The following is a 14,926-nucleotide window of genomic DNA, read 5'->3' on the forward strand; positions in this document are numbered from 1 at the left end:
CACGGGTACGCCGGAACAGCGCGGCGCCTGGGTGCGGGGGGCGCGGCGCGCTCACGATGAATCCACGGAAACCATCGGATGCGCACCCCGGTGTGCGCGGAATAGGAAAGAAGGTATCCTAAAAAGATCCGCGACTCCATCAAGGTCCACTGGCCACTTTCGGCAGCAGGAAAGGGGTGGCGGTCCTCACCGCGAACCGGCGGAACCACCGGGGAGGCGCCGGGGAAAACACGGGGAGCCGCCGGAGAAGTGCCGGGGAAACGCCGGGGAAAACACGGCGCCCGGCGCGTGGGAGCGGGGGAAGCACCGGTCTCCCGGTACGGGAAGGTACGGTCGGTTCATGTCCGAGCGCAGCATGCCGCATGACCTCGCCGCCTGGGCGTGCCCCCACGGGCAGGACGCTCGCCGGGGTTGCACGACCTGCTACGAGGAGTCGAGCGACCCCGACACGTCGAATCCCTTCTGGGAGGTCGCCGCGTGGTTCACCACCTCGCGGCCGATCCCGATCAGGACGCTCCAGGACGCGCACCACCACGGCCGCCATTTCGCCCTCGACCAGCCGTCCACGCCGCTGGTCTACCTGCTGACCGGCCGCGCCCGCGCGGGCGACAGCGTGCAGGCGATCGCGGGCGTCGTCGGCTTCCTGCTGCACAACCGGCACGTGGTGGCCGACTTCACCGTGACCGAGACCCGCGCCACCCGCCGCTCGCCCGGCACTCCCGCCGCGCCCAACGCGACCCGCCAGACCGACAAGTGGCTCCAGGACCAGCGCCGCCCCGACGGCCGCGCACGGTGAGGGCTCCGCGCCGCCGACGAGCGGGCGCGGCGACCGCCCGGTCATCCGTGACGGGCGTGCGACCGCCGCGCCACGGATGACAGGGTACGGTGGCGGTCCCTAAGCTCGACAACACCATTGTCGAGACAGCGGGCCGGGAGGCGATCGTGACGGCGGACCCTCCGGGCTTCGAGCTGCCGCTCCGGCTCTTCCTCGGCTTCCGGGTGCTCATCGACGAGCTCCACGCGGAGCTCGCCCGCCAGGGGCACCCTGACATGCGGCCGATGCACGGCTTCGTCCTGCAGGCGATCGGCCCCGAGGGCACCACGGCCGTGGAACTCGGCCGGCGGCTGGGCGTCTCCAAGCAGGCGGCGGGCAAGACGGTCGACGCCCTGGAGCAGCTGGGCTACGTCGAGCGCGGCTCCGACCCCGGCGACGCCCGCCGCAAGATCGTGCGGCTCACCGAGCGGGGCGTCGACAGCCTCGTCCGGTCGGCGCGCATCTTCGAGGACCTGCGCGCGGGCTGGGCGAGGACCCTCGGCGAGGACCGTCTGCGCGCCCTGGAGTCCGACCTGCGCGCCGTGACCCCGCAGGACGTCTTCCGCCTGGACGTCCCCGGCTGGTTCGGCGGCCACTGAGCGTTCACTGAGCGTTCACGGGAGCGGCCGGCGCGCGAAGCACTCCGTCCGAACGGGAGCCCGGTGAGCGGGACCTCACCGAAGGGAACGTCACCGGGTGGAACCTCCCTCATCCGGGCGGCGGCGGATGGAGAGCCCGGCTCTCGGGAGCGCGTACCGCGACGCGGGCGCTCAGCCCGGCTGGGGACACAATGGCGGGTATGCGAATCCTGATCGTCGGCGGCACCCGGTTCGTCGGCCGGCACATCACCGGGGCCGCGCTCGCGGCCGGACACGAGGTCTCCCTGCTGCACCGCGGCCGGTCCGGCCCCGGGCTGTTCCCCGAGGCCGAGCATCTGACGGCCGACCGCGACGCCGACCTGTCCGTGCTGCACGACCGGCAGTGGGACGCGACGATCGACGTCAGCGCGTACTTCCCCTCGCAGGTGACCTCGCTCTCCGGCGCGCTCTCCACCGGCCAGTACGCCTTCGTCTCCAGCACCGCGGTCTACCGGACGCCCGAGGCGCGGGGCTTCACCGAGGACTCGCCGCTGGCGGAGCTCGACGGGCCGGTCCCCGAGACGGTGACGAGCGAGACGTACGGGGCGCTGAAGGTGCTGTGCGAGCGGGCCGCGGCGGAGGCGTTCGGCTTCCCGACGCTGATCGTGCGGCCCACGTACGTCATCGGCCCGCACGACCACACCGGCCGCTTCACCTACTGGGTCAACCGGATCGCGCGGGGCGGCGAGGTCCTCGCGCCCGGCGACCCCGGCGACCCCATCCAGGTGATCGACGCCCGCGACCTGGCCGCCTGGATCGTCTCCATGGTCGAGGGGACGCGTTCGGGCGCCTTCCACACGGTCAGCCCTCCCCCGCCGTTCTCCTTCGGCGACATGCTGGAGGCGATCGCGGCCGAGGTCGGGCCGCCGGGAACGACCCTGACCTGGGTTGGGCAGGACTTCCTGCTCGCCCAGGGAGAGACCGGCCGGTCGCTGCCCCTGTGGTCCGAGGGCGACCCGTGGATGTCGGTCAACACCGCCGACCCCGCCGCCGCCCGCGCCGCGGGGCTCGACCCACGGCCCCTGGGGCAGTCGATCCGCGAGATCCGCGAGGCGGAGTCGTCCTTCTCGACGGACGCCGCCGTCACCCCCGCCAGGGAGGCCGAGCTGCTGTCCCGCTGGTCCGCGCGCGGCGCCTGGAACTGAACTCCGGCCACCGGCCACCGGTCGTCGGACGAGGGCCGTCGTCCGACGACCGGAGGTCAGCGGCTTTCGATCACGGCCCGGGGTCAGCCCCCCAGCCGTGACGGCCGCAGCGGGTTGTGCCCGACCTCCAGCAGCGCCCGCCGCCGATCGTCGTCGTCATCGTCGACCGCCCCCTCGGCCAGCGTGTCCTCGACCCGGTCGACGGCCTGCCGCATCGTCTCGACGTCGTCGGCGGTGAGGTCGGCCTTCCGCTTGCCGAGAACCTGGAGCACCTGGCGCCCGAGCGGCGGCATGGCCGCCTCGGGGCTCACCGCGTCGACCCCGCCCGCCGACGCCGAGGCCGAGGCGAGCAGGAAGGCCCTCAGCTCCTCCGACGTCATGTTCACGACCTCGTGGAACTCCTGCCACACCAGGTCGAGGATCAGATCAGATTCGTCGGCCATCGTGCTCTCCTCTCATGCCGGGCCGGTACGGCCACGCCCCGGACACGAACCGGCCACCGGCGGGAGTGCTCGCGGTGGCGGGCGCACGGCCCGCCCTACCCCGGCTTGCACGCCGCTAACACGGGAGCCGGGGCACGGGTGGGGAAAGGGAGCCACATGGCCCGGTGAGAGTCCCCTCGGGCGGGACCGCCCTCCGAGCGCGAGCCCCCGCCCGGACAGCGCCAACGGCCGACCGGCCGGGCCCTCCGAAAAGAACTCTCCCGGATATGCCTTCTGGAAAATGCCGCCCAAAGAGGGAATGGTGGCCCCGCCGGAGAGTGACCCCATGCGGCCGAAGCCATTCAGCACACGTTTTCCCAAATATCGGTATTTGAGGCGAAATTTGCTGCCAGGGCCGGGCCGGCAATTTCCGCTCCGGCGTGACCTCGATATTTCTCTTCGGCGGCGATCCCGAACCAAGGCTTTGTCTTGTGCGGGGTGAACACCCGGATGTCCCTGAACTAGCGTTTTGTGTGACGTCTATTCCGCATATTTCCGGAAACCGGATTGGCGCCCTGTAGGCCCAGGCGGCATGCCGGACTGAAACATCAGAGATGGAGTGACATGTTCAAGCACACTCTCACCACCGGCACATTGGTGGCTTCCGGCTTCATCGTCGCCATGACGATGTCGGTTCAGCCCGCCGGGGCGAACGCGACACCCCGGGAGGCCGCTTCGGCATCCGTACTGCTGGGTGATCCGTCCCCCGGCGGTCACCACCAGCACTACTCCTGGCCCGGCAACCACCACTCCTCGCCAGGTCATCACCACCATCAACCCGGGCTCGGCCACCATCAGCACCACTCCTCGCCGGGTCACCACCACTACTGGCCTGGCATGCCCTTCTAGACGAGAGGTCCCGAAGCGGGTCGGTGGTCGCGGACGACCGGCGACCGGGTGATCGGCGCACCGGTCCCGTCGTCGCGCCGGATCGCCGGGACGCGCCGAGCGGGGGGCGACCGGCCGGGGCGCCGCGTTCCTTCGATCCTGTCGCCGGTCCTCACGTGGGGTGTGGTCACGAGGGTGTCGAGGCCCGGTCCGTGACGACCGGGCCTCGACACCCTCGTCCTGTTCGGTGGCCGGTTTCGCGATGTCCGGGAGAGGCGGCCGGTCGGGCCGGGGCGGGCTTCGGGCGCGCCGTCACCTCGGAACGTCCCGTCCAGGACGAGGGCTCTCCAAAGACAAGGCCTGACCGGTCAAGCCCCCTCAGGCAGGGTTGTCCACGGTGAAGCGCACTCCGGAGAAGCGGCTCCGCCACTCGGTGACCTCCGGCGCCACGGTGCCCGGGTCGACGTTCTCGTCCAGGCCCCGGGCGACGAACGCGGCCAGCTCCGGCATATCCGCCTCGGTCATCCCGAGCCTGACGATTTCCGGCGTACCGACGCGCAGGCCGTTCGTGTCCCCCTCGACCGCCTCCGACGGCAGGCCGATGCCGCAGGCGAGAAGGTTGGCCTCGCGCAGCCGCCGGGCGGCCCGCTGGCCGCCGCCGTAGCGGTGGGCCAGGACGGCGAACTGGTGGGAGCGGGTACAACCGCGCTCGGCGGCGAAGACCGGGACCCCGAGGGCGAGCAGCTCGTCCGCCAGCCGCCGCGCGGTCGCGACCATCTCCCGCGCGTAGGCGGGTCCCGCGGCCTTCCAGTCGAGCATCGTCATGGCGAGCGCCGCGGTCTTGCCCGCGTCGAAGTTCGCGGTCAGTCCCGGGTAGGCGATCGCTTCGAGCCGCTGGGCCAGCTCGGCGTCGTCGGTCACGACGAGGCCGCCCGCGGGACCACCCAGGCTCTTGTACGTGCTCATGGTGATCAGGTGGGCGCCCTCGTCGAGCGGCTGCGGCCAGACCTTCCCGGCGATCATCCCGCACAGGTGGGCGGCGTCGAAGAGCACGCGGGCGCCGACCGAGTCGGCGATCTCCCGGATCCGGGCCACGGGGTGGTGGAACAGGTTGAGGCTGCCGCCGATGGTGATCAGCTTCGGCCGTACCCGCCCGGCGAGCTCTCGCAAAGCGTCGACGTCCACCGTGTAGCCGTCGGACGTGACGGGGGCGGGAACGATCCGCAGCCCGTACAGGCCGGCCGCGCCCGGCTGGTGGTGGGTGACGTGGCCGCCGATGCTCGCCGGAGGGGCGATGATCGTGTCACCGGGTTCGCAGGTGGCCATGAACGTGTAGAGGTTCGCGAGCGCCCCCGAGCCGACGCGCACCTCGGCGTAGCGCGCGCCGAAGACCTCCGCGACCAGCTCGGCGGCGACGATCTCGATCTGCTCGATCGCCTCCAGGCCCATCTCGTACTTCTCGCCCGGGTAGCCCAGCGACGGCCGCGACCCGAGGTTGGCCGAGAGCAGGGCCTCGGCCCGCGGGTTCATGATGTTCGTGGCCGGGTTCAGGTTGACCGACTCCACGTCGTGGATGCGGTGGTTGTCGGCCACCAGTCTTTCGATCTCGCTCTGGACCGTGGAGGCGGTCTGGTCCGTCACGGCCTTCAGGACGGACTGGACGCGATCCTCGGTGGCGGCGGGCACCCAGGGACGGTGGGCGAGGGCACGGGGCATCGGGTGATCTCCTGGCCGACAGGCAGACGGCTGTCGCGATGACGTCACGGTGTCTGCCACACGACGTTAGATCGCCGACGACGCCCGGCGCATCAGGTGAAAGATGGGCTTTCTAGCTGCTTTTTCCTACATTTGTCGGAAAAAGATCACTTCTTCCACAGGGAACCCAGACGCACCTTCAGTCTCCCCGATCGGCACCCCCGCGACCTCGGGACAGGACCGCTTCAAGGCCGCACGACGGGACCGCTCCAGAGCCGCACGACGGGACCGTTTTAAATGAGTGAGTAACTCACTCACTCATCGGATAGGATGTCCGGCGTGATCTCGACCTCACAGCGGGCGACCCCCCTCCCCCCCGACGAGCGGCGCGCGGCGCTCATCGCCTCCACCCTGTCGCTCGTGCTCGCCGAGGGCCCCGACGTGAGCACCCGGCAGATCGCGCAGGCCGCGGGCGTGGCCGAGGGGACGATCTTCCGGGTCTTCACCACCAAGGACGAGCTCGTGAACGCGGCCGTCGCCAGCGCCTTCGACTCCTCCCCGCTGCTGGACGAGCTGGAGGCCGTCGACCGTACGGCTCCCCTGGACGTCCGGCTCGTCGCGGCGGTCGAGATCCTGCAGCGGCGCACCGCGCGCATCTTCCGCGTGGTGGACGCGATCGGGCTGAAAGCCCTCGAGGCCGGCCGCGACCACCAGAACCTCTCCGAGGAGAGCGCCCTCATCCGGCAGGCGCTCACCGACCTGATCGAGCCCGCCCGCGACCGGCTGCGGCTCGAACCGCGCGAGGCCGCGCGCCGGCTGCAACTGCTGACCGTCGCATGCACCCATCCCCGGCTCGTCGAGAACGACCCGGTGACCGCCTCGGAGATCGTCTCCATGCTGCTCGACGGGGTCCGCCTGCGCCCCGGCGCCCCCGAACCGCTTCCCTGACCCCGACGGCCCCGACCGTCCCGACGACTCGACGGCCCCGGCGCCCCCGGCCTCCCCGCCTCGACCCGATCCCTCACCTCGACCCACCTCGACCCACCTCGGCCCGATCCCTCGCCTCGACGTCCTCCTTGACCTCAACCGAGGTTCACATCGCAGGCTGATCCCCGACACTCCCTGGAGGAGATCCCCATGATCCCGGTTACCGGGGTGACGGGCGAGACCGGCCGGCGGCCGGATCCCCGGCACGACGCCCCTCGCCCGGCCACCCCACGTGAAGAGACCTCATGCTGACCCGCCTGCTCCGCACGTACCTGCGCCCCTACTCGTGGGTGCTGACCGCCGTGGTGGTGCTGCAACTCGTCGGCACCATCGCCTCCCTGTACCTGCCCAGCCTGAACGCCGACATCATCGACCGGGGCGTCGCCACCGGCGACACCGGCTACATCCTGTCCGCCGGCGGCTGGATGCTGCTCGTCTCCCTCGTGCAGATCGCCTGCGCGATCGCGGCGGTCTACTACGGTTCCCTGGCGGCCATGGGGTTCGGGCGGGACGTCCGCTCGGCCGTCTTCCACCAGGTCGGCGGGTTCTCCGCCAGGGAGGTCTCCCACTTCGGGGCCCCCTCGCTGATCACCCGCGGCACCAACGACGTGCAGCAGGTCCAGATGCTCGTCGTGATGACCTGCACGATGCTGGTCGCCGCTCCGATCATGGGCGTCGGCGGCATCATCATGGCCCTGCGCCAGGATCTCGGCCTGTCCTGGCTCATGCTGGTCTGCGTCCCCGCGCTGCTGGTGTCGATCGGCCTGATCATCACCCGCATGGTCCCCCAGTTCCGCGCGATGCAGGACCGCATCGACACGGTCAACCGGGTGCTGCGCGAGCAGCTCACCGGCATCCGCGTGGTGCGCGCCTTCGTCCGCGAGCGCGAGGAGACCCGCAGGTTCGCCGAGGCCAACCAGGCGCTGACCGACACGTCGCTGCGCGTCGGACGGCTGACCGCGCTCATCTTCCCGACCGTGATGCTGATCCTCAACGTCTCCAGCATCGCCGTGCTCTGGTTCGGCGCCGCGCGGGTCGACAGCGGCGAGATGCAGGTCGGCGCCCTCACCGCGTTCCTCATGTACCTGATGCAGATCCTCATGTCGATGATGATGGCCACCTTCATCTCGATGATGATCCCGCGCGCCGCGGTCTGCGCCGAGCGCATCGTCGAGGTGCTCGACACCGAGTCGTCGGTGACGCCGCCCCGCGACCCGGTACGGCAGGTGAGCGGGCGCGCCGAGCTGGAGATGCGCGACGTCGAGTTCCGCTACCCGGGCGCGGCGGCACCGGTGCTGTCCGGCATCTCCTTCCGCGCGGAGGCGGGACAGACCACCGCCGTCATCGGCAGCACGGGCTCCGGCAAGACGACGCTGATCTCCCTGATACCCCGGCTGTTCGACGCCACCTCGGGCACGGTGTCGGTCGACGGCGTCGACATCCGCGACCTCGACCCCCAGACGCTCTGGACGCGCATCGGCCTGGTGCCGCAGAGGCCGTACCTGTTCAGCGGCACCGTCGCGAGCAACCTGCGGTACGGCAACCCGGACGCGAGCGACGCGGAGCTGTGGGAGGCGCTGGAGGTCGCCCAGGCCCGCGACTTCGTCGAGGCGATGCCCGAGGGCCTGGAGGCGCCCGTCGCGCAGGGCGGCACGAACGTGTCCGGCGGGCAGCGGCAGCGGCTCGCCATCGCCAGGGCGCTGGTCAGCAAGCCCGAGATCTACCTGTTCGACGACTCGTTCTCGGCCCTCGACCTGGCCACCGACGCGCGGCTGCGGGCCGCCCTGCGCCCGCACACCGCCGACGCCGCCGTCGTCATCGTCGGCCAGCGGGTCTCCACCATCGCCGACGCCGACCAGATCATCGTCCTGGACGACGGCGTGATCGTCGGCCTGGGCACCCACGACGAGCTGCTGGATTCCTGCCCCACGTACCTCGAGATCGTCGAGTCCCAACTAGCCGCGGAGACCGCAGCATGAGCGACCGGCCCACGACGACCACGCGACCGCGCCCCCCGGGCCCTCCGGCCGGGGGGCCCGGCTTCGGCCGCGGCCCCTTCGGGGGAGCCGGGATGCCCGCGGAGAAATCGATGACCTTCGGGCCGTCCGCGCGCCGGCTGATGCGGCGCCTGGACCCCGACCGCCCGAAACTCGTCATCGTGATCGCCCTCGCCGTGACCAGCGTGGTGCTGAACGTCATCGGACCGAAGATCCTCGGCCACGCGACGGACCTGATCTTCACCGGGGTGATCGGCAAGCAGCTGCCCGCCGGCACGACCCCCGAGCAGGCGATCGCCGCCGCCCGCGCGTCGGGCAACGACAACTTCGCCAACCTGCTCGCGGGGCTGGACTTCGTACCGGGCCGGGGCATCGACTTCGGCGCGCTGGGCACGGTCCTGCTGTGGGTCCTGGGCATCTACGTCGCGGCGTCGGCCTTCGCCTGGATCCAGGGCTACGTGCTCAACGACGTGGTGCAGCGCACCGTGTTCCGGCTGCGCGAGGACGTCGAGGACAAGCTGAACCGGCTCCCCCTGCGGTTCTTCGACGGCCAGCCGCGCGGCGAGCTGCTCAGCCGGGTCACCAACGACATCGACAACGTGTCCCAGACCCTGCAGCAGACGATGAGCCAGCTGCTGACCTCACTGCTGACCGTGATCGGCGTACTGGCGATGATGTTCTTCATCTCGCCGCTGCTCGCGCTGATCGCCCTGATCACCATCCCGCTGTCGATGGTCGTCACCGCGCAGATCGCGAAGCGCTCGCAGAAGCACTTCGTCGCGCAGTGGGCCCACACCGGCACCCTGAACGCCCACATCGAGGAGGCGTTCACCGGTCACGAGCTGGTGAAGGTGTTCGGACGCCGCCCCGAGGTCGAGGAGGTGTTCAGGCAGCGGAACGAGGAGCTGTTCAAGGCCAGCTTCGGCGCCCAGTTCGTCTCCGGGATCATCATGCCGACGATGATGTTCATCGGGAACCTCAACTACGTCGCCATCGCCGTCGTCGGCGGCCTGCGGGTCGCCACCGGGTCGATGAGCCTGGGCGACGTGCAGGCGTTCATCCAGTACTCGCGGCAGTTCACCCAGCCGCTCACCCAGGTCGCCTCGATGGCCAACCTGCTGCAGTCGGGGGTGGCCTCGGCCGAGCGCGTCTTCGAGCTGCTCGACGCCGAGGAGCAGGCCCCGGACCCCGCGGTCCCGGTGCCTCCCACCGTCAGGCGGGGCCGCGTCGAGTTCGAGCACGTGTCCTTCAGCTACGACCCGGAGCAGCCCCTCATCGAGGACCTGTCCCTGGTGGCCGAGCCCGGGCACACGGTCGCGATCGTCGGCCCGACCGGCGCGGGCAAGACCACCCTGGTCAACCTCGTCATGCGCTTCTACGAGCTGGACTCGGGACGGATCACCCTCGACGGCGTCGACATCACCGCGATGCGCCGCGACGACCTGCGCTCGCACATCGGTATGGTGCTCCAGGACACCTGGCTGTTCGGCGGCACCATCCGCGAGAACATCGCCTACGGCAACCCGCGGGCCACCGAGGAGCAACTCCAGGCCGCCGCGCGCGCCACGTTCGTCGACCGGTTCGTCCGCACGCTGCCCGACGGCTACGACACCGTGATCGACGAGGAGGGGAGCAACGTCAGCGCCGGGGAGAAGCAGCTGCTGACCATCGCCCGCGCCTTCCTCGCCAACCCTTCCCTGCTCATCCTGGACGAGGCCACCAGCTCGGTCGACACCCGCACCGAGGTCCTGGTGCAGCACGCCATGGCCGCGCTCCGCTCGGACCGCACCAGCTTCGTCATCGCCCACCGGCTGTCCACCATCCGCGACGCGGACCTCATCCTGGTGATGGACGCGGGGCGCATCGTCGAGCACGGCACCCACGACGAGCTGCTCACCGCGAGGGGCGCCTACCACCGCCTGTACTCGGCGCAGTTCAGCGGCGCCGTGGTCACGGACGACGAGGAGGCCGCCGCACGCTGAGCCCCGCCGCACGCCCGGCACCACCCGCACGCGTACACCGTGCGGGCGGTGCCGGGCGTCGCCGCGTCCCCTTGACCTCAACCGAAGGTGAGGTCGCAGGCTGGCCTGGACATCCCCACCATCGAAGGAGATCCGCATGATCCTGGTCACCGGAGCGACCGGCAAGGTCGGCGGGCAGGCCGTGTCCCAGTTCCTCGACGCGGGCGTCGCGGTGCGCGCGCTGACCCGCGACCCCGCGTCCGTGACCCTCCCGGAGGGCGCCGAGGTCGTACGCGGCGACCTGGCCGACCCCGCCACGCTGGACGACGCCCTGGACGGGGTCGAGTCGGTGTTCCTCGTCTGGCCCACCCTCTCGGCCGACCACGCGGCGCCCGCGACCATCGAGGCGATCGCCGGACACGCCCGCCGGATCGTCTACGTCTCCGCACGCGGCGTCCCCGACCCCGTACCGGGCGCGCCCGAGCAGGACCCGCACTCGATCCTCGGCTCCCACGCCCTCGTCGAGCGGCTGATCGAGCGGTCCGGGCTGGAGTGGACGTTCCTGCGGCCCGACGGGTTCGCCGCCAACACCCTGATGTGGGCCTCGCAGATCCGGGAGACCGGGACCGTCCGCTGGATCCACGGAGCCGCCTCCAGGGCGCTGATCCACGAGGGTGACATCGCCGCCGCCGGGGTGAGCGTGCTCACCGGCACCGGCACCGGCACCGGCCACGCCGGGGCGAGGTACGTGCTGAGCGGCCCCGAGACCCTGACCCAGGTCGAGCAGGTGACCGTCATCGGCGAGGCCGTCGGCCGGCCGGTCCGCTGGGAGGAGCTCTCTCCGGAGGTCGCGTTGCGCGGGCTGCTCGACCAGGGCTGGCCGCCCGCGGCGGCGGAGGAAATGATCGACGCGTACGCGCAGATGGTGACCTCCCCCGAGCCGGTCACCTCCACGGTGGAGGAGCTCACCGGGCGGCCGGCCACCCCGTTCCGGCGGTGGGCGGCCGACCACGCCGGCGACTTCCGCTGACGCACCCCGAGCCAGGGCCCGCATGAGGTTCAGAGCGTGAGATCGCTTCGGCGCCGACCATTCGGCTCGGCAGGTCACCGCTGGACGGTCACCTTTTACGGCCAGGGCATCACATATCTCATTTCTTCCCATATGGGACGCTCTCTGCCATGCAAATGAGAAGCGGCACAGCTGATGATATTTTCCCCATCGTTGCTCTGCACGTGGACAGCCGGCGTTCGGCGTACGCGGGGATCATGCCCGACGGCTTCCTGAACGGACCCCTGGCCGACGATCGGCTGGTGTTGTGGCGGGAACGGCTGACTTCGCCCGTACGGGGATCGGGGCTGTTCGTCGCTCGCGACGACGATGGAGAGCTGGCCGGCTTCGTCTACCTGCTTCCGGCTCCCGGCGGGCGGATCCTCCTTGACAACCTCCACGTGCGGCCGGGGAGCACCGGTTCAGGCATCGGAACCCAACTGCTGCGGCGAAGGCTGGCGTGGGCGGCGGACGAGCACCCCGGCGGGGAGGTCTATCTGGCACTTGAGCACCTCGCGGAGCGCGGCGAGTGTCGCGAAGCGCACCGCCTTGGCGCGGCCGTTCTTGAGTACCGCCAGGTTGGCGGAGGTGATCCCGACACGGTCCGCGAGGCCGCCGACGGACATCTTCCGCCTGGCCGGCATCACGTCGATGTCGACGACGATCGGCATCAGACCACTTCGTCCAGCTCGGCCTGCATCCGCGCCGCCTCGACGTCGCGCGCGACGGCCTGGGCGAGCAGCATCCGCAGCACGAGCACGATGAGCGCGACTCCCAAGATGGCCAGGCCGATCCCGCCCATGATGACGGTGACGCCCGGGTCGGCCCGCTGGCCCGGCGCGTTGAGGGCCGTGACCGCGAACCACAGGAGAGCGGCCGCCACGATCGCGCCGATCACGGCGTCCACGTACCGGAAGGCGGCGGAGGAGAACACGGTTTTGCGTTGGACCATCGTCACCAGCCGCCACACGCCGACCAGGGCGACTTGGGCCGACACCATGCCCAGGATCGTGATCACGCGCAGCGGGGTCAGCGGGAGCGACCCGTCTTCGGGGTCGCTCCCGCTGACCAACGTCCACACCATCAATGCCTGTACGAACACGGTGCCGGCGAGCACCACCACGAGGACGGCGCGAAGCGCACGCATTGTCAGCTTTCCCATGACTCATCTTTCTATCGATTTACGATGAGAAACTATCGAGTTTCGATAGGTTAGGCAAGGGCGGGGGCGGAGGGCAATGGCGGTTTCGCACCGTGGCGGGACGCCGTCGTCCCCGCCCACGGCATGGCGTGCGCGCGAACCATCTTGATCTTGTCGGAGCCGGTCTTGCTTGAGCGCAAATCGGACGCCACCCGACTACGCCGAAACGTTGCGGCCGACGGTCCCTGGAAGTGCACCGACAAGGGGCAGCCGGGCGGGGGCCTTTCGAGTCGTCCGCCCTCCCGGCTCACGCCGCCACGTCGAGGACGACGCGGAACCGGGCCTCACCGCTCATCATTCGCTCGTACGCCTTCGGCGCCTCCGCCCACGGCACGGTCTCGATCATCGGGCGGATACCGTGCCGCCCGCTGAAGGCGAGGTTGTCCTCGTTCTCGATCGAGCTGCCGGTGAGGCTCCCGCTGAGCGTGCGGGTTCCGAAGATGAGGTCCCCGGTGTTGACGGAGATGGGGTCGAGGGCGGCTCCGACGACCACCATGCGGCCGCGAGGCGCGAGCCCGGAGACCAGTCCCGTCATCGAGGCGCCGTTCGCGGCCGTCGCGATGATCGCGGCCGCACCCCCGAGCTCCCGCAGAGCGGCACCCGGGTCCTCGCGAGAGCTGTCGATGTAGTGGTCCGCACCCAGCTGCCTCGCCAGCGCGGCCTTGCCCGTTCCCCGGGCGACGGCGGCCACGCGGTAACCGAGCCTGGCGGCGTACTGCAGGCCGAGGTGACCGAGCCCCCCGATCCCCTGGATGGCCACCAGGGCTCCCGGAGGACCGTCCACCTGCTGCAACGCCTTGAACGTGGTGAGACCGGCGCACAGCAGCGGCGCCGCCTCGACGGAGCTCATGCCCTCCGGGATGCGTACGAGCCCGCTTCCCCTGGCGAAGACGACCTCGGCGTAGCCACCGTCCACGGTGGTTCCCATCTGGTGCTGGTTCGCGCAGTTGACGAAGTCGCCCCTCCGGCAGGGGTCGCACTCGCCGCACTGACCGCCCAGGAACCCGACGCCCACCCGGTCCCCCACCTTCCAGCCGGTCACGCCGTCGCCCACCGCGTCGATGACACCGACGATCTCGTGGCCGGGGACGACGGGCCGTTCCGGGTCGGCCCGGACTCCCTCGACGGCGAGGAAGTCGGTGTGACAGATCCCGCAGCTCTCGACCCGGATCCTGACCTGGCCCACGGGCGGCTGCCGGAGCTCGCGGACCACGAGCTCGAACTTCCGCGATCCGGTCACTTCGAAGGCACGGTAGGTGGACATCGCTCTCCTCACAGGGGTTCGCACCCGCTTCGCGACCGTGGCGACCGGCGAAACGGTCCCGGAGGTACCCCGGGCGTTTTCAATATGACCGGTCGTCTTAAAAGTGTCAACAGCGTCACGTCGCGGCGGGCGCTCTCGGCCCCCGGCTTGACGGCACCTAAGACGACCGGACATATTGGAGGCGAGGGGGCGACCATGGCCAGGAAGAGCATGCGCGCGGAGATCGTCGGGGCCGCGCTGGAGCAGTTCCACATCCGGGGCTACAACGCGGCCGGCGTGAAGGACATCACCGACGCGGCCGGCACGCCGAAGGGGTCCTTCTACAACCACTTCGACAGCAAGGAATCCCTCGCCGTCGTCGCCCTGGAACACTACGGCGCGGGGCTCCGCATGGAGGATCTCGCCGACGGCGAGGTCGAACCCCTCACCCGCCTGCGCAGGCACTTCGAGTTCCTCCGCGACGAGACCGTGCGGCACGGATTCACCCGGGGATGCCTCATCGGTAACTTCGGCGCCGAGATCGCCGATCGCAGCGACGTCATCCGCACGGCCGTGCACCAGAGTTTCCAGCAGTGGACCGCCCTGATCGCGGCGGCGCTCACCGAGGCCCGGCGCGCCGGGTCCCTGCGCCCCGACCTCGACCCGGAGGCGACGGCCCGCTTCCTCCTCGGCGCCTGGGAGGGCACCCTCGTCGTGGCCCGCGCCGACCGTTCGGCGAGCGCCTTCGACTCCTTCTTCACCGTCGCGTTCGGCACGCTGCTCGTCCGGGGCGGCGACCACACGGGCACGTGACGGACTTCGCGAGATCACGGCCGCGCCACGTACCGGAAGCCGGCCGATCGGGGGAGGGCGGGCACCGGGCGAAT

The 14,926-nt window shown here is 70.7% G+C and carries 15 protein-coding genes and 1 pseudogene; 10 read left to right on the forward strand and 6 right to left on the reverse strand.

The genetic code is table 11. The features are described from left to right. Nucleotides 1–340: 340 nt before the first annotated feature. The 3 genes from ACTOQ1_RS18675 (at nt 341) to ACTOQ1_RS18685 (ending at nt 2,597) form a co-directional block, all read left to right on the forward strand. A complete protein-coding gene (locus tag ACTOQ1_RS18675; protein WP_362845950.1) occupies nt 341–796 on the forward strand; it encodes a hypothetical protein in 456 nt (151 codons plus the stop codon). Between the two features lie 89 nt (nt 797–885). Continuing rightward, the gene (locus ACTOQ1_RS18680) at nt 886–1,413 is read left to right on the forward strand and encodes a MarR family winged helix-turn-helix transcriptional regulator (RefSeq protein WP_440068739.1); all 528 of its coding nucleotides are present in this window, start codon (nt 886–888) and stop codon (nt 1,411–1,413) included. Nucleotides 1,414–1,613: 200 nt separating this feature from the next. After that, nucleotides 1,614–2,597, forward strand: a complete 984-nt coding sequence (locus tag ACTOQ1_RS18685) for an NAD-dependent epimerase/dehydratase family protein (RefSeq protein ID WP_440068740.1) — start codon at nt 1,614–1,616, stop codon at nt 2,595–2,597. A gap of 83 nt (nt 2,598–2,680) precedes the next feature. Here the strand turns inward: ACTOQ1_RS18685 and ACTOQ1_RS18690 are convergent, their stop codons facing one another. Together ACTOQ1_RS18690 and ACTOQ1_RS18695 are read right to left on the reverse strand one after the other, a co-directional pair. Then, a complete protein-coding gene (locus tag ACTOQ1_RS18690; protein WP_440068742.1) occupies nt 2,681–3,040 on the reverse strand; it encodes a DUF3140 domain-containing protein in 360 nt (119 codons plus the stop codon). 341 nt (nt 3,041–3,381) lie between these two features. After that, entirely contained in the window at nt 3,382–3,525 is a 144-nt protein-coding gene (locus tag ACTOQ1_RS18695; protein ID WP_440068744.1) for a hypothetical protein, read from the reverse strand. A 118-nt stretch (nt 3,526–3,643) separates the two neighbouring features. Here ACTOQ1_RS18695 and ACTOQ1_RS18700 point away from each other — a divergent pair, with 118 nt between their 5' ends. Beyond that, a complete protein-coding gene (locus ACTOQ1_RS18700) occupies nt 3,644–3,928 on the forward strand; it encodes a hypothetical protein (protein WP_440068745.1) in 285 nt (94 codons plus the stop codon). A 357-nt stretch (nt 3,929–4,285) separates the two neighbouring features. Here ACTOQ1_RS18700 and glyA read toward each other — a convergent pair whose 3' ends face one another. After that, nucleotides 4,286–5,623, reverse strand: a complete 1,338-nt coding sequence (gene glyA, locus ACTOQ1_RS18705; protein WP_440068747.1) for a serine hydroxymethyltransferase — start codon at nt 5,621–5,623, stop codon at nt 4,286–4,288. Between the two features lie 318 nt (nt 5,624–5,941). Here glyA and ACTOQ1_RS18710 point away from each other — a divergent pair, with 318 nt between their 5' ends. From ACTOQ1_RS18710 to ACTOQ1_RS18730, 5 genes and pseudogenes are all read left to right on the forward strand, one after another. Further along, entirely contained in the window at nt 5,942–6,550 is a 609-nt protein-coding gene (locus tag ACTOQ1_RS18710) for a TetR/AcrR family transcriptional regulator (protein WP_440068749.1), read from the forward strand. Nucleotides 6,551–6,834: 284 nt separating this feature from the next. Further along, nucleotides 6,835–8,568, forward strand: a complete 1,734-nt coding sequence (locus ACTOQ1_RS18715; RefSeq protein ID WP_440068751.1) for an ABC transporter ATP-binding protein — start codon at nt 6,835–6,837, stop codon at nt 8,566–8,568. A 92-nt stretch (nt 8,569–8,660) separates the two neighbouring features. Then, nucleotides 8,661–10,568: an ABC transporter ATP-binding protein gene (locus ACTOQ1_RS18720; RefSeq protein WP_440068753.1), complete on the forward strand. Its 1,908-nt coding sequence runs from the start codon at nt 8,661–8,663 to the stop codon at nt 10,566–10,568. 136 nt (nt 10,569–10,704) lie between these two features. Further along, on the forward strand, nt 10,705–11,577 hold the full coding sequence (locus tag ACTOQ1_RS18725) for an NAD(P)H-binding protein (protein ID WP_440068755.1): 873 nt from the start codon (nt 10,705–10,707) through the stop codon (nt 11,575–11,577). Nucleotides 11,578–11,813: 236 nt separating this feature from the next. Further along, nucleotides 11,814–12,035, forward strand: a pseudogene (locus ACTOQ1_RS18730) (GNAT family N-acetyltransferase); the annotation flags it as partial. On the opposite strand, the gene ACTOQ1_RS18735 reads toward ACTOQ1_RS18730, so the two are convergent. The 3 genes from ACTOQ1_RS18735 to ACTOQ1_RS18745 form a co-directional block, all read right to left on the reverse strand. After that, on the reverse strand, nt 12,018–12,266 hold the full coding sequence (locus tag ACTOQ1_RS18735; protein WP_440068757.1) for a helix-turn-helix domain-containing protein: 249 nt from the start codon (nt 12,264–12,266) through the stop codon (nt 12,018–12,020). The pseudogene ACTOQ1_RS18730 and the gene ACTOQ1_RS18735 sit on opposite strands and share 18 nt — an antisense overlap. Continuing rightward, entirely contained in the window at nt 12,266–12,757 is a 492-nt protein-coding gene (locus ACTOQ1_RS18740) for a DUF2975 domain-containing protein (protein WP_440068758.1), read from the reverse strand. The genes ACTOQ1_RS18735 and ACTOQ1_RS18740 overlap by 1 nt, the downstream gene beginning before the upstream one ends. Nucleotides 12,758–13,043: 286 nt before the next feature. Then, entirely contained in the window at nt 13,044–14,060 is a 1,017-nt protein-coding gene (locus ACTOQ1_RS18745) for an alcohol dehydrogenase catalytic domain-containing protein (protein ID WP_440068760.1), read from the reverse strand. A 195-nt stretch (nt 14,061–14,255) separates the two neighbouring features. Between ACTOQ1_RS18745 and ACTOQ1_RS18750 the strand changes: the two genes are divergently transcribed. Next, the gene (locus ACTOQ1_RS18750) at nt 14,256–14,852 is read left to right on the forward strand and encodes a TetR family transcriptional regulator C-terminal domain-containing protein (protein WP_440068762.1); all 597 of its coding nucleotides are present in this window, start codon (nt 14,256–14,258) and stop codon (nt 14,850–14,852) included. Nucleotides 14,853–14,926: the final 74 nt, after the last annotated feature.

The sequence above is a fragment of the Streptosporangium sp. OZ121 genome (genome assembly GCF_051918885.1).
Lineage (GTDB): Bacteria > Actinomycetota > Actinomycetes > Streptosporangiales > Streptosporangiaceae > Streptosporangium.

Coding starts and splice junctions, on each gene's coding strand:
- ACTOQ1_RS18750 (WP_440068762.1), top strand. CDS start 14,256: ATGGCCAGGAAGAGCATGCGCGCGGAGATCGTCGGGGCCGCGCTGGAG.
- ACTOQ1_RS18690 (WP_440068742.1), bottom strand. CDS start 3,040: ATGGCCGACGAATCTGATCTGATCCTCGACCTGGTGTGGCAGGAGTTC.
- ACTOQ1_RS18725 (WP_440068755.1), top strand. CDS start 10,705: ATGATCCTGGTCACCGGAGCGACCGGCAAGGTCGGCGGGCAGGCCGTG.
- ACTOQ1_RS18735 (WP_440068757.1), bottom strand. CDS start 12,266: ATGCCGATCGTCGTCGACATCGACGTGATGCCGGCCAGGCGGAAGATG.
- glyA (WP_440068747.1), bottom strand. CDS start 5,623: ATGCCCCGTGCCCTCGCCCACCGTCCCTGGGTGCCCGCCGCCACCGAG.
- ACTOQ1_RS18675 (WP_362845950.1), top strand. CDS start 341: ATGTCCGAGCGCAGCATGCCGCATGACCTCGCCGCCTGGGCGTGCCCC.
- ACTOQ1_RS18685 (WP_440068740.1), top strand. CDS start 1,614: ATGCGAATCCTGATCGTCGGCGGCACCCGGTTCGTCGGCCGGCACATC.
- ACTOQ1_RS18745 (WP_440068760.1), bottom strand. CDS start 14,060: ATGTCCACCTACCGTGCCTTCGAAGTGACCGGATCGCGGAAGTTCGAG.
- ACTOQ1_RS18715 (WP_440068751.1), top strand. CDS start 6,835: ATGCTGACCCGCCTGCTCCGCACGTACCTGCGCCCCTACTCGTGGGTG.
- ACTOQ1_RS18700 (WP_440068745.1), top strand. CDS start 3,644: ATGTTCAAGCACACTCTCACCACCGGCACATTGGTGGCTTCCGGCTTC.
- ACTOQ1_RS18720 (WP_440068753.1), top strand. CDS start 8,661: ATGCCCGCGGAGAAATCGATGACCTTCGGGCCGTCCGCGCGCCGGCTG.
- ACTOQ1_RS18740 (WP_440068758.1), bottom strand. CDS start 12,757: ATGGGAAAGCTGACAATGCGTGCGCTTCGCGCCGTCCTCGTGGTGGTG.